Annotated in this window: 11 protein-coding genes; 5 read left to right on the forward strand and 6 right to left on the reverse strand. The window is 56.8% G+C overall.

All coding sequences use genetic code 11. From position 1 onward, the window contains the following. Nucleotides 1–184 precede the first annotated feature (184 nt). From RUA4292_RS12435 to RUA4292_RS12445, 3 genes are read left to right on the forward strand one after another with little or no spacing between them, the layout of a single operon-like run. Nucleotides 185–982, forward strand: coding sequence for a coiled-coil domain-containing protein (locus tag RUA4292_RS12435; RefSeq protein WP_058277845.1), 798 nt, complete (start codon nucleotides 185–187; stop codon nucleotides 980–982). Beyond that, a complete protein-coding gene (locus RUA4292_RS12440) occupies nucleotides 982–1377 on the forward strand; it encodes a cell division protein ZapA (protein WP_058277846.1) in 396 nt (131 codons plus the stop codon). The genes RUA4292_RS12435 and RUA4292_RS12440 overlap by 1 nt, the downstream gene beginning before the upstream one ends. Continuing rightward, the gene (locus RUA4292_RS12445) at nucleotides 1374–1724 is read left to right on the forward strand and encodes an MliC family protein (protein ID WP_058277847.1); all 351 of its coding nucleotides are present in this window, start codon (nucleotides 1374–1376) and stop codon (nucleotides 1722–1724) included. The genes RUA4292_RS12440 and RUA4292_RS12445 overlap by 4 nt, the downstream gene beginning before the upstream one ends. Here the strand turns inward: RUA4292_RS12445 and grxD are convergent, their stop codons facing one another. From grxD to RUA4292_RS12480, 6 genes are all read right to left on the reverse strand, one after another. After that, a complete protein-coding gene (gene grxD, locus RUA4292_RS12450; protein ID WP_058277848.1) occupies nucleotides 1725–2087 on the reverse strand; it encodes a Grx4 family monothiol glutaredoxin in 363 nt (120 codons plus the stop codon). It lies immediately after the preceding gene. Beyond that, complete coding sequence (locus tag RUA4292_RS12455) at nucleotides 2074–2364, reverse strand: stage II sporulation protein M (protein ID WP_058277849.1); 291 nt, start codon at nucleotides 2362–2364, stop codon at nucleotides 2074–2076. Before RUA4292_RS12455 ends, grxD begins: the two co-directional genes overlap by 14 nt. 229 nt (nucleotides 2365–2593) lie before the next feature. After that, on the reverse strand, nucleotides 2594–2830 hold the full coding sequence (locus RUA4292_RS12465; RefSeq protein WP_058277851.1) for a BolA family protein: 237 nt from the start codon (nucleotides 2828–2830) through the stop codon (nucleotides 2594–2596). 136 nt (nucleotides 2831–2966) lie between these two features. Continuing rightward, nucleotides 2967–5126: a phosphoribosylformylglycinamidine synthase subunit PurL gene (gene purL / locus RUA4292_RS12470; protein WP_058277852.1), complete on the reverse strand. Its 2160-nt coding sequence runs from the start codon at nucleotides 5124–5126 to the stop codon at nucleotides 2967–2969. Nucleotides 5127–5315: 189 nt separating this feature from the next. Next, on the reverse strand, nucleotides 5316–7565 hold the full coding sequence (locus RUA4292_RS12475) for a mechanosensitive ion channel family protein (RefSeq protein ID WP_058277853.1): 2250 nt from the start codon (nucleotides 7563–7565) through the stop codon (nucleotides 5316–5318). 276 nt (nucleotides 7566–7841) lie between these two features. Next, a complete protein-coding gene (locus RUA4292_RS12480) occupies nucleotides 7842–8747 on the reverse strand; it encodes a LysR family transcriptional regulator (RefSeq protein WP_058271530.1) in 906 nt (301 codons plus the stop codon). Between the two features lie 171 nt (nucleotides 8748–8918). On the opposite strand from RUA4292_RS12480, the gene RUA4292_RS12485 reads away from it, so the two are divergent. Both RUA4292_RS12485 and RUA4292_RS12490 read left to right on the forward strand, forming a co-directional pair. After that, nucleotides 8919–12338, forward strand: a complete 3420-nt coding sequence (locus RUA4292_RS12485) for an indolepyruvate ferredoxin oxidoreductase family protein (RefSeq protein ID WP_058277854.1) — start codon at nucleotides 8919–8921, stop codon at nucleotides 12336–12338. Nucleotides 12339–12418: 80 nt separating this feature from the next. Further along, on the forward strand, nucleotides 12419–13297 hold the full coding sequence (locus tag RUA4292_RS12490) for a lysophospholipid acyltransferase family protein (RefSeq protein WP_058277855.1): 879 nt from the start codon (nucleotides 12419–12421) through the stop codon (nucleotides 13295–13297). The last annotated feature ends 2 nt before the right edge of the window (nucleotides 13298–13299 follow it).

The following is a 13299-nucleotide window of genomic DNA, read 5'->3' on the forward strand; positions in this document are numbered from 1 at the left end:
CCCCCCAAAGTGCAAGTGGAACCGGGGGTTGCGTCGCGTTCGTGGTTCAAGAATGCTGTCCAAGTGATTGAAAGCAAACAGTGGGTATTTTCCGTTTCATTCGGTTAGACTAGGCCAATACCCGGCCTGTATTGATTCGGACGGGCCGCGAAAAAGTGAACCTTGGTAAAGAGGTGGCAGGGGCATGAGCCAGATCGAAGAATTACAGCGCCGTATCGTTGCCGCGATGGAGAGGATCGGAACCGGGGTAGACGCCCTGCGTGACGCGACGCCTGCAAGTGGCGATGACGACACCGCTCTACACACGGCATTGGAAGACGAGCGCGTCGCCAATGCGCAGTTGGAAGAGCGGCTGAAATCCCTCAAGGAACGGCACGAGAAAGAAGTCGACGCGATGCGCGCCGATATGGATGCGCTGAAAGCAACGCCAGCCGAAGATCCTGAAAACGGCGCGTTGCGTCAGCAGCTGTCAGAGGCCACTGCCAAATTGGCGGCGGTCGAAGCGGCCAGGGCCGAGTTGGCAGAGGCTAAAGCTGCATTGGAAAACCAGGATGAACTTGTTGTTCTCAAGACAGAAAACGATGAACTTAAAGCGGTTGTGAGCAAAACGCAGTCGCTTGAAGATGAGAATAAAAAGTTGCGCTCCGAATTGGCCGACAGCGAGCGTGTCGCGGAGTTAAGCGCAGAGCTTGAGATGTTGCGTGCGGAACGTGCCAGCCACGGCGCGGCCATGTCGCGTTTGGATGATGATCTTCAACGTATGCGCAAGGCGAACGAACAACTGCGCAACTCGGTGGATGAGTTGCGGGCGGCCAGCAAGGACGGCCTGGCCGATGCCGAGCTGTTGAACCGCGCGACTGTGGCCGAGCTTGAGGCAACGAAGGCCGCACAGGCGACGGACGCTGCCGAAGCTCAGGCGGTACTGGCCCGGCTGGAACCGTTACTGTCGCAGGCAAAGCTGGCTGAGGGAGAGGTAGAGTAATGCCCGAATTGACCATTCATATCGGTGGCCGCGGTTTTGACGTTTCGTGCCAGGACGGTGAAGAGCCATTCCTGCAATCTGCCGCGAAAATGCTGGATGACGAAGCGCAGGTTTTATCTGATCAGATTGGTCGGATGCCCGAAGCGCGCATGCTGTTGATGGCCGGGCTGATGCTGGCCGACAAAACCGCCGCGACAGATGACAAGCTCAAACGGGCAGAGGCCAAGCTAGCCGAGGTTGAAGCCGAATTGCAAAGCCTGCGCAACCGGCCCGAGCCCGAGCCTGAAAGGATTGAAGTGGCGGTCGTCCCGCCTTCGGTCACGGACACACTGGCCGAACTGGCGGCACGCGCTGAGGCCCTGGCCTCGGTGGTTGAGGAGAATACGGCGAAATGAATGCGTTTAAAACGGTAGCGTTGGCCGGTTTGTTTTGTGTGCCTGGAGGCTTGGCCTGGGCAGATATGGATATCCTGCCGGTTAGCTTCACCTGCCAGAATGGCATTGAGTTGCAGGTTGCGTATTTCAATGCGTCCGACGGCTCCGGAGCGGCGGCGATGATGGTAGACAACCAATTGGTTGCCCTGCAGCAAGTGCCCAGCGGATCTGGTATTCGCTATGAATCCAAAGGAGAGACCGGGTCGTATATCCTTCGGTCAAAAGGGTGGGATGCGACCGTCAGCTTTCTGGCGGCCAGTGGGGCCACCAGTGAGCAGGTTGTTCTGGAGAATTGCAGCAGTCGCTGATCAGGCGTTTGCTTCGCGAATTTTGTCAGCCGCTTCTTTGTTGAATTCGACACCATTTTCGTCAAACAGCGTGTCCAATTCGCCCGACAGGGTCATCTCTGTGATGATATCGCAACCGCCGACGAATTCACCTTTGACGTACAGCTGTGGCACGGTCGGCCAGTCAGAATAATCCTTGATGCCCTGACGAACGTCTTCGTTGGCCAGAACATTCACATCGGCATATTCAACGCCCATGTAGTTCAGCACGCCGGCCACGCGGGACGAGAACCCACATTGGGGCATCTCTTTGGTGCCTTTCATGTAGAGCACCACATCGTTGGCTTTGACGGTTTCGTCGATCTGAGTCTTAACGTCGGTCATCTTGCTTGTCCTTTTCACCCGCGCCTGGGGCGGTCGTTTCATCTTTTGGCGGGTCCGGGACCCATTCTTCTTCCTCTAGTCGCCGATGCTCGGCCTGTGCCAGAGTCAGCGGATACAGCCCGTATCTTTCAATGCGGCCGACCTTGCTGATCTTGTCCGGGTCCGGGCGCATGTCGGCCAGCTTACGCTTTCTGTTGCGCTTCACATAGGCTTCGATAAGTGCCGCGGCAACTATCAATGCTACAATGATGCCTATCCAGAAGAGCCAGCCGTTCATTTTTTGGGAGCCAGGGCTTTGGCGTATTCCTGAGGATCCATGCTAACGCGGACAGGGGTGGAATGACCGCGTCCGGCAGTCTCTCCTCCGCTTACAACAGCATCCCCATGCCCGGGCTTCACACCGTGCGTCGATTTCGCACTATCGCGCGAGAAACTGCTTCGGATAGCAAGCACCGCGCCGACAATAATGATGAGAGCGGCACCACTATATATCCAGACTGCTATCGTCATTCAGGCACTTTCGTCGTCAGTGCAAGCGCGTGCAGCTCCCCGTCCGCGCCGTCCATCTTGCCCTTCAGGGCCGCATAGACTGCGCGCTGCTGTTGCACCCGGTTTTTCCCGCGAAAACTCTCATCCACGACCATAGCGGACATATGCACGCCATCACTGCCGCCAACCTGAATTTCCGCATCCGGAAAGGTTTCGCGCAGTAGGGCTTCGATTTCGTGGGCGCTCATCGGCATGTAGGTTTCTCCTGAAGGTCTTTCTCAAGATGTAGAGCGCCCAGACGGGGCGTGCAAGGGGAGGATAGGGGCCCTGAAACAACAAAACCTGCGCCGGGACTGGCGCAGGTTTCTTGTTGCAAAGATTGCTTCGGTGTTAGGCGACAGCCTCAGCAAAGCTGGTGCGGAACGTGGTAGCCAAATCCTCTAACGCGGCTTCCGAGTTGCCAACCCGAATGCTGTCGCCAGTGAACCGACCAACGGACACCAGAGGGACGCCTACCTGACCAGCAGCGATCATCAGTGCCTCGGCCTGATCAAAGTTGCACGCAACCAGATAGCGGGCCTGATCTTCGCCGAACAGAAACTCGGTCGTGGCTTCATCGAGGTGAACGCCGACGCCTGCGGATTCCGCCAGCTCAAAGGCTGCCAGCGCCAGACCACCGTCACCCAGATCGGTGCAGGCCTTGATCATCTCACGGTTGGCGCGGATGAATTCGCCATTGCGTTTTTCGGCATCCAGATCGACATGCGGTGCGTCGCCGTCTTCGCGGTTGAATACTTCAGCAAGCAGAGCGGACTGCCCAAGGTGGCCGTTGGTTTCGCCGATTACCAGAGCCACATGACCTTCGCGAACCTCGTTGCCGATGATGTCGTCCGTGTGGTTTAGCAAGCCGACCGCGCCAATGGTTGGGGTCGGCAGGATCCCCTGACCATCAGTTTCATTATAGAGCGATACGTTGCCCGATACGATCGGCATATCCAGCGCGGCTACGGCTTCGCCGATGCCCTGGATCGCGCCGACGAACTGGCCCATGATCTCGGGCTTTTCGGGGTTGCCGAAGTTCAGGTTATCGGTGGTCGCCAATGGATTGGCTCCAACGGCGGTCAGGTTGCGGTAGGCCTCTGCCACAGCTTGCTTGCCGCCTTCAACGGGGTTTGCCCGTACATAGCGCGGGGTTACGTCGCTGGTGAAGGCAAGCGCCTTGTCAGTGCCGTGCACGCGGACCATGCCTGCGCCCAGACCCGGCGTGCGGGCGGTGTCGGCCATGACCATGGTGTCGTACTGCTCATAAACCCACTGTTTGCCTGCATAGTTCGGCGAAGCGAGCAAGGCGCGCAGACCGTCGATCGGGTCGATTTGCGGGACTTCAGCCAGTTCTTCGGCTTCTGGCGTGGGTTCCCATGGGCGGTCGTATTCCGGCGCCGTCGAGGACAGCTTGGACAGGACCAGATCGGCTTTGACTTCGCCGTTGTGGAGGATCAGGAAGCGGTCTTCGGCGATGGTTTCGCCGACGATTGCGAAATCCAGGTCCCATTTTTCGAACACGGCGCGGGCCTCAACCTCAAGCTCGGGTTTGAGGACCATCAGCATGCGTTCTTGCGATTCAGACAGCATCATCTCATAGGCTGTCATATCTTCTTCGCGTTGGGGAACGTTCTCCAGATCCAGACGCACACCCAGACCGCCCTTGTCACCCATTTCAACGGCGGAACAGGTCAGACCAGCCGCACCCATATCCTGGATCGAGATCACAGCACCGGTCTGCATCAGCTCCAGCGTCGCCTCCATAAGGCGCTTTTCGGTGAACGGGTCGCCGACCTGAACGGTGGGGCGCTTTTCTTCGATGGTGTCGTCAAACTCGGCCGATGCCATAGTTGCGCCGCCAACGCCGTCACGTCCGGTTTTTGCACCCAAATACACAACAGGCATGCCGACGCCAGAGGCCGCCGAATAGAAAATCTTGTCGCTGTCGGCCAGACCTGCAGCAAAGGCGTTCACAAGACAGTTGCCGTTATAAGCAGGGTGGAACCGCACTTCGCCGCCCACGCAAGGGACACCAAAGCAGTTGCCGTAACCGCCAATGCCTTCGACCACGCCGTTGACCAGCTGGCGGGTCTTGTGGTGGCCGGGCTCGCCAAATGACAGCGCGTTCATCGAGGCGATGGGGCGCGCACCCATGGTGAAGACGTCGCGTAGAATGCCGCCAACACCTGTGGCTGCACCTTGATAGGGTTCGATGTATGAAGGGTGGTTGTGGCTTTCCATCTTGAACACCACCGCCTGCCCGTCGCCGATATCCACCACACCTGCATTTTCACCCGGTCCGCAGATTACCTGAGGCCCAGAGGTTGGCAGGGTACGCAGCCATTTCTTGGACGATTTGTACGAACAGTGTTCGTTCCACATGGCCGAAAAGATGCCGAGTTCGGTAAAAGTCGGCTCGCGCCCGATAATCCCGAGGATCATATCATATTCGTCGGGCTTCAGCCCGTGTGCGGCAATCAGATCCGGGGTGATGGCGGGCTCTTGCATCGTTCGTCCTTGTCCAGGTTGGCCGGGATTGCGGGCCTTTTAGGGCAAGGTGCCGTCTGTGGAAAGGGTCAAGTCAGCGCAGGCCGATTGTGAAAGTAAAAAACGGAACCGGCGATTGGGCCGGTTCCGTCTGTTGTTTGGACCTCGCGGGTGTCACCCGCTGACGTATCAGCGGATGATCCGTTATCGTTAAGCTGGGTTCTGCGCCTTTCTGGACGCATCTGCAGCCGCAGCGCCAACTGCTGCTTTTTGTTCTTCGGTCAGGTTTTCAGCTTCGTCCAGTCCCGGGATGGCGACACGAACTTCGCGACGGGCAAAGTCGATGCCGTTTTCCTTGAAGGCAGCCTTGACCCGGTTGAAGATCTCTTTGCGCAGGGTGAACTGCTTACCCGGTTTGGCCATGAACTTCCCGCGGATGATCATGCCGACATCGTCAAAGTCGAACACGCCCTGAGATTTGAAAGGCTGTAGGAATCCGTCCTTGTGAACCTCGTCCTCCATCATCTCGGCACCGATCTTCTTGAAGATCTTCTTCACCTTGTTCGGGTCTGTATCGAAGGGCACGGTGAATTTCAGCTTCATGATGACCCAGTCGCGGCTGAAGTTGGTGATCTTCTGAATCTCACCATAGGGGATGGTGTGAACCAGGCCGCGGTGGTGGCGCAGTTGCATGGAGCGGATCGAGATCTTTTCGACCGTTCCCATGGTGCCGCCGATATCGACATATTCACCAACCCGGAACGCATCGTCGATCAGGAAGAAGATTCCGCCGACAATGTCCGAAACCAGCTTTTGCGCACCAAAGCCGATGGCCAGGCCAAGAATACCGGCACCAGCAAGCAGCGGCGTGATATCCAGACCCAGCGCGCCAAGCGCGAGCAGGACAAAGATCACCGCAATCGCAACCTGAGCGGTCACGCGCAGCAGGGGCAGAACCGTCGCCAAACGTGATCCACCAGAACCGCCGCCTTCGCCCGCTTCCTGATCGGGACTTTCTTCAGCCGCAGTTTGTTCCTTGGCCAGCCGCCGATTGATCCACAGCGAAACGACTTCGTTCAGGATGTAGCCAACAGCAATGATGATGAAGAACTGTATTAGCTTGCTGCCAGACTCATCTCCACCGCCCGCGATTTCACTGAGGTCGAGATCCCAAGCCCGGGCGATCATCAGGATGACAAGAATGCCAGCCAATACCCTACCGATGCGAATATAGCTGCGTTTGGTAGACTTGTATGCGCGCTCGGCCACCGGCCCTCCGCCCAGCATCGGCGGTTGCAGATGGCGAACCAGCCCACGTATCAGCGTATCCAAGGCAGGTGCGATCAGCAGCCAAGCCATGGTGGTGAAATGCGCCCCCTTGACCAGCAGCGCCAAGGACGAAGGATTGCGTTGCGCTACGATAAACTCGACCAGCAGCCAGATTACCGCCGACACGCCGATTGCGAAGTAGGGGTAGTAGTGGGCGACTTCCTCATCAAACTTGGAGTAATCAGGGTCGGTACCCAACATCATCTGAGACAGGCCTTCGCGCGCGGTCCAGGCGATGACGCCGATATAGATATGGATCGCTGCGTTCAGCCAGAAACCAATGCGTGTTTCGCCGCTGGTAATGCCGTTCAGCCTGTTGAAATGAAGCAGGAACAGCGTGAAACCGACCAAAATAAGCAGGCCGATCAGGTTGCGGTGAAGATATTTCGCCCAGTGATCATCGATGTTCACCAGCCGGTAGTGAGGTTTGCTGGGTGCAAGTACGAACCGCGAGGCCGCTGCGCCCAAGCGTGGAATCCAGATCAGGTAGAAAACGAAGGGTGCCGCGTAGGTGATTTGTTCCGGAGACAGAAGCCCACGCCCAACCGCGCGGATGACGACATAGAACACGACCAATCCTGCGATCTCGCGGCAAAACCGGCGAAACAGATAACTGACGGCGCCCCAAAGGTCATTTTCATCCCCAACTTCAGCATGTTCGTGCCACCGCCGAGTAAGGAATTCGAACAGCTTTTCCGCGAGGAAGCCGACGACAAGTACGCTGAGGATCAGGCCCAACAGGGTGAACGCGCCGGTTGTACCAAAGGTTGCCGAAAAGTTTTTGAAAGCGTCGGCTTGCGCACTGAAGATGTTCGGGACCGTGACGATAACCTGTGTCCACGACGCCACCATTTCGGCCCAAATCTCATTGATTTCCGTGATTGGGTCTTCGCGCTCTTCCGCTTCGGCGGCGTTTTTTTCCGCGACCGCGTCCAGACGCTCCAACAAGATCGCGCGGACCTGGTCGTCGGACATACGTGCGACCATGTCATCGACTTGTTCGGGCGTCAGATCCTCGGGAATTGTGACGGTAGTAGGTGCACTAGAGGTACTAGTGACCTGGGCAAGTGCTGGCCCAGTTAATAGCGCAATGGAGAAGAACGCCATTAACAGGCGAGTGAGGTGAAACATCGAATCTGTCCTCGACCATAAGTCTTGATGATTTTTTCGTGATCATATGCTTAAGTGCAGGATTTTCCCAGATGTTTCACCCATTTCAGATATGAATTTAGTGTTGCGGGCAAAAAAAGGCCGAGCACTAAGCTCGGCCGTAGTCCAACAGGGAGGTGAAGATGATGAGCGTTACAGCATCACCGCCTTCGATTGCTCATTTAGGGGGCGGTTTGTGTACTATCAAGGTTTTATAGACTGATCGCAGATCATTGCCGCTATGCTACTGGTGCATAGCTACAGTTTTCCCATCTGCTTCAACTGCTTGCGCTGCGCAATGATTTCATCCTGAACAAAGTCGCGGAACGCCGCGACGCGTTTGGAATGGCGCAGTTCCTCGGGGTAGGCGAGATAAACCGGGACATCGGCGGTTTCGATATCCGAAAGGATCGACTGCAGATGCGGAAAGTCATGGGTCACGTAATCCGGCAACACACCGATGCCGAGGTTGTGCAAAACACCCTGCAAAACACCGAAATAGTTGTTCACCGTCAACAGCGAGGTCGGATTGTAGGTCATCAGGTGCCGGACCATCATTGCGCTTGCGCCGACCTGCGGGGCCGAGGGTGTCTGGCAGATCAACCTGTGTTTCGAGATGTCTTCGGGACTTTCCGGGCTGCCGCGTTCTTCCAGGTATTCCGGCGTAGCATAAAGCTGCATCTGCACGGTCATCAGGCGTTTTCGCACCAGATCGGCCTGGCTGGGCTCTTTCATGCGGATGGCTACATCAGCCTCGCGCATCGGCAGGTCGAGAACACGCTCCTCCAGCATCAGGTCGATGTTCAGATCGGGGTATTGCTCGTATAGCTTCGGGAGGCGTGGCGCCAGCCACAGTGTACCGAAGCCAAACGTGGTGGTGACGCGCAGAACTCCGAACACTTCTTCTTCGCTGTCACGAATGCGGGCAGCGGCGGCGTCCAGACGTTTCGACATGGCTGATGTCGCGTCAAACAGCAACTCACCCTGTTCGGTTAGAATCAGGCCGCGGGCGTGGCGGTGAAAAAGCGTCGAATCAAGCGACTCTTCAAGTGCCCGGATCTGCCGGCTGACCGCGGATTGGGACAGATTCAGCTTGTCCCCGGCATGAGTCAGGCTGCCCGCATCCGCAACCGCGTGAAATATCCTTAACTTGTCCCAATCCATCGCCGCAACTTTCGTTATCCTTCCGAAGCCCTATATGAAATAGGTAACAAGTTCTACATTCAAACTGTTGAAACGTTACAATAACAGACTGATAGGTCCTATACAGGTCAGCTTTTTTGACCTAAAATGCGTATGAATGAAGCACACTGATCTGACGAGGGGAGGCGTCTGATGAGTCAGCCACAAATATCGCTAAACGACCGGTTCGATCTTGAGAAAAACCCCGTTCTTTTGAACGGCACACAGGCGCTGGTGCGTCTTATGTTGATGCAGAAGGCACGGGACAGTGAGGCGGGTCTGAATACCGCAGGTCTTGTGACCGGATACCGCGGCTCGCCCCTTGGGGCTGTAGATCAACAGATGATACGAGCCCAGAAACATCTGGCTGAAAGCGATGTGACCTTTCAGTTCGGGCTGAACGAAGATCTGGCGGCCACGGCATTGTGGGGCAGTCAGCAGGCCGGCCTCCGCGGCGACGGCAAGTTCGACGGCGTTTTTGGTCTTTGGTACGGCAAGGGGCCGGGCGTGGACCGATCCGGCGACGTGATGCGTCACGCGAACATGGCCGGAACCGCCAAACATGGCGGCGTTCTGATGGCGATGGGCGATGACCATACCGGCGAAAGCTCGACCGTGTTGCATCAATCTGAATGGTCTTTGGTCGACATGTACATGCCTGTGGTCAGCCCCGCTGGTGTGCAGGAAATCTTGGACTATGGTATCTACGGGTTCGCACTCAGCCGGTTTGCAGGCGTCTGGGTCGGCCTGAAGACGATGAAAGACACGATCGAGGTTACTTCGGTCGTGGATGGCAGCCCGGATCGCATGAATGTGGTGGTTCCCGAATTCGACATGCCTGAAGGCGGTTTGAACATTCGGTTGGGTGACACACCGCACCTTCAGGAAGCACGGGTCATCGACTATAAGCGGTTTGCGGCCGAGACGTTCTCGCGTGCGAACAAGATGGACAAGCGTGTCTGGGGCAAGCCGGGCGCGAAAATCGGGTTTGTTGCGGCCGGCAAGAACTGGCTGGACCTGACGCACGCCATGTCACTGCTGAAAATCGATGAGGCCGAGGCCGAGCGCTTGGGCATTACGACTTACAAGATTGGTCAGACATTCCCGCTGGATATGGCAGGCTTCCATGACTGGGCCGAGGGTTTGGACCTAATTGTAATCGTTGAAGAAAAACGAAAGCTGATCGAGGTTCAGGTCAAAGAGGCCATCTTTGACGACCGCCGCGGGCGTCGCGTCTACGGCTGGTACAAGGGCGGGGCCGGGACCTTGCATCGGGAAGAGCTGTTCCCGACACGTGGCGCACTGGACCCGATCATGATCGCCGAAAAACTGGGCGATATCCTGATCGAGGAAGGGCGCGATACAGACGGGGTGCGCGCCGGTATGGCCAAGCTTTCCGAGGCGCGCCGGGCGGATAATGCAGAAGAGATTGCAACGCGTTTGCCGTATTTCTGTTCAGGCTGCCCACATAACAGTTCGACCAAACTGCCCGACGGCAGCCGGGCCTATGCGGGGATCGGCTGTCACTACATGGTGCAGTGGATGGATCGGGAAACCACCGGGTTCACCCAGATGGGCGGAGAGGGTGCGAACTGGATCGGCGAAGCGCCTTTCTCGACGACCGATCACGTGTTTCAGAACCTGGGCGACGGAACATACAACCACTCGGGCGTTCAATCGATCCGAGCGGCTCTGTCGGCTGGAACCAACATCACCTTCAAAATCCTGTTCAATGATGCCGTCGCCATGACGGGCGGGCAGGATAACGAAGGAGACCTAAGCGCAGAGCGGATCGTGGCCGAGGTCAAGGCAATGGGCGTTCAGCATGTGGCCGTGGTTTACGATGAAAAAGAAGACGTGAACTTCAGGGCGATGCCGTCCGGCGTGGAAACCTTTGAGCGCGCCGAACTGATGAACGTGCAGAAGAAATTCCGCGAGATCGAAGGCGTTTCGGTCATCGTCTACGTTCAGACCTGTGCGGCAGAAAAGCGTCGTCGTCGCAAACGGGGTACATTCCCGGACCCGGACAAGCGCGTGTTCATCAACTCGGACATTTGCGAAGGATGCGGCGATTGCGGGGTTCAGTCGAACTGTGTCTCGATCGTTCCAAAAGAGACCGAGTTGGGGCGCAAGCGCGCTATTGACCAGTCCAGCTGCAACAAGGATTTCTCTTGCCTGAAGGGGTTTTGCCCGTCTTTCGTGACGGTGGAGGGGGCCAAGATCCGCAAAGAAGCTACGACCGAGATCGATTTGCCGGACTTGCCGATGCCCGTTCTGCCGACGATCAACGGTACGCATAACGTGGTCATTACCGGTATTGGCGGGACCGGAGTGGTCACTCTGGGCGCTGTGATGGCGCAAGCGGCTCAGATCGACGGCAAGGGCGCCGGGATGATGGAGATGGCGGGTCTGGCCCAAAAGGGTGGCGCGGTACACATCCACTGCCGTCTGGCCAACCGACCCGAGGATATCAGCGCCATTCGCGTCGCCACAGGCGAGGCGCATGCACTGATCGGAGGCGACCTTGTTGTGTCCGCTGGGGCCAAAACCCTGGGTCTGACCCGCACGGGGCAAACCGGTGCCGTGGTTAACAGCCATGAAACCGTCACGGGCGACTTTACTCGCGACATTAACTTCCAAATTCCCGGCGATCGACTAGAGCTTGCGCTGCAAGCGCGGCTGAAAGAGGGCCTGTCGCTGTTCGACGCCACCGATCTGGCGCGCGCGGTGATGGGCGACTCAATTTACTCTAACATGATGGTCCTGGGTGCCGCGTGGCAACGTGGTTTGCTACCGATCAGCCATGAAGCGATGTTACAGGCGATCGTGTTGAATGGGACCGCTGTTGATCGCAACAAACGCGCCTTTGATATCGGCCGTTGGGCCGTTCTGCATCCGCAGGACGTCACCGCGATTTTGAGCCCTCAGGTGACTGAGCTGCCAAAAACTTTAGAACAGCTGATTGATTTCCGTGCGCAGCACTTGACCGACTACCAAGGCGCCCGTCTGGCAAAACGTTATCGTAAGCTTGTCGATATCTTCGAGGATGAGACCGTCAAAGAGGCCGTCGCAAGAGGGTATCATAAGCTGTTGTCCTACAAGGACGAATACGAAGTTGCGCGTCTGCTGCTGCGTAGTCGCGAACAGGCTGCGGCCGAGTTTGACGGCGACTTCAAAATGACCCTGCACCTTGCGCCACCGATTTTGGGTGGCAAGGACGCAGAGGGTCGGCCACGCAAGCGGGCATTCGGAGAGTGGATGTTGGGTCCGTTGAAGCTGCTTTCCAGGTTGAAAGGCCTGCGTGGTACTCCTCTGGACATCTTTGGCTACAGCACCGAGCGACGGATGGAGCGCGCCTTGATCCGGCAATATGAACACGATCTCAAAGAAATAACGCCCTTGGTTACACCACAAACTCACGATGCGGTTGTCGCTTTGGCCAAGCTGCCGCTTGAGATTAAGGGCTTTGGCCCGGTTCTACTTGAAAACGAGGCTAAGGCCGCAAAAAGGCGCGAAGAACTGTTGGCGACCATTCGAAATGGCGGTCCTGAAATGCAAGCCGCCGCTGAATAATCCGTCACAAGCCTGTCACGATAGCTAGGCAAAATTGTTACTTGGCACTATCTAGCAGGTGCCAAGTATCGGAGTTCGAAATGCCCTCGCGCCGCCATGTTGTTCGTGACATCTCTTATGCCTATTCCGCCGAAACCAAAGGCGGGCGTATGGTCATTAAGTTGATGGAGAACACAACGGGCCGCATGCGCCTGATCAAGCGTGCAGATGGGTATGAAAAAGAGGTGGCCGACGGGCATGATTTCTGGTCGGTCATGGTTGAGAGGTACGGGCTTTCGCTGGATGTGGTCGGCGGGTCGTTGTCGAACATCCCCCGAACCGGGCCGCTGATCCTGATTGCCAACCACCCGTATGGCATTTTGGACGGAATGATGATGGGTCACATTTTGTCCGAAACGCGCGGCGATTTTCGCATTCTGGCAAACCATGTGTTTCGCAAGGCTGAAGACTTGGACAACATTGTCTTGCCCATATCGTTTGAAGAAACGAAAGAGGCGATGAAGCAGAATATTGAAACGCGCAAAACCGCGCTGAACTATCTTGGTAATGGCGGTGCAATAGGAATTTTTCCGGGTGGAACGGTCAGCACGGGTCTAAAGCCGTTCTCCCATCCGATGGATCCGGGGTGGCGTGGGTTTACTGCAAGAATGGTGGCCAAATCTGAGGCTACCGTAGTGCCCGTTTTCTTTGAGGGTCACACCTCGCGTCTGTTCCAGATTGCCAGCCGTCTGCACAACACTTTGCGTATGGGATTGCTGATCAAAGAGTTCAAGAAACGCGTCGATACGCCGGTTAAAGTGGTCATCGGAGAGCCGATTTCTCGCGACGTTTTGGACCCGTTATCCACTGACAAACGCAAGATGATGGATTTCTTGCGCAAAGCCACGTATGAGCTGTCCCCGAAGCCGCTGAAGTCTTATGACTATGGCTATGAATTTGAGGAACGGCATCGCGCCTGAAG

Source organism: Ruegeria atlantica, assembly GCF_001458195.1.
GTDB classification, from domain to species: domain Bacteria; phylum Pseudomonadota; class Alphaproteobacteria; order Rhodobacterales; family Rhodobacteraceae; genus Ruegeria; species Ruegeria atlantica.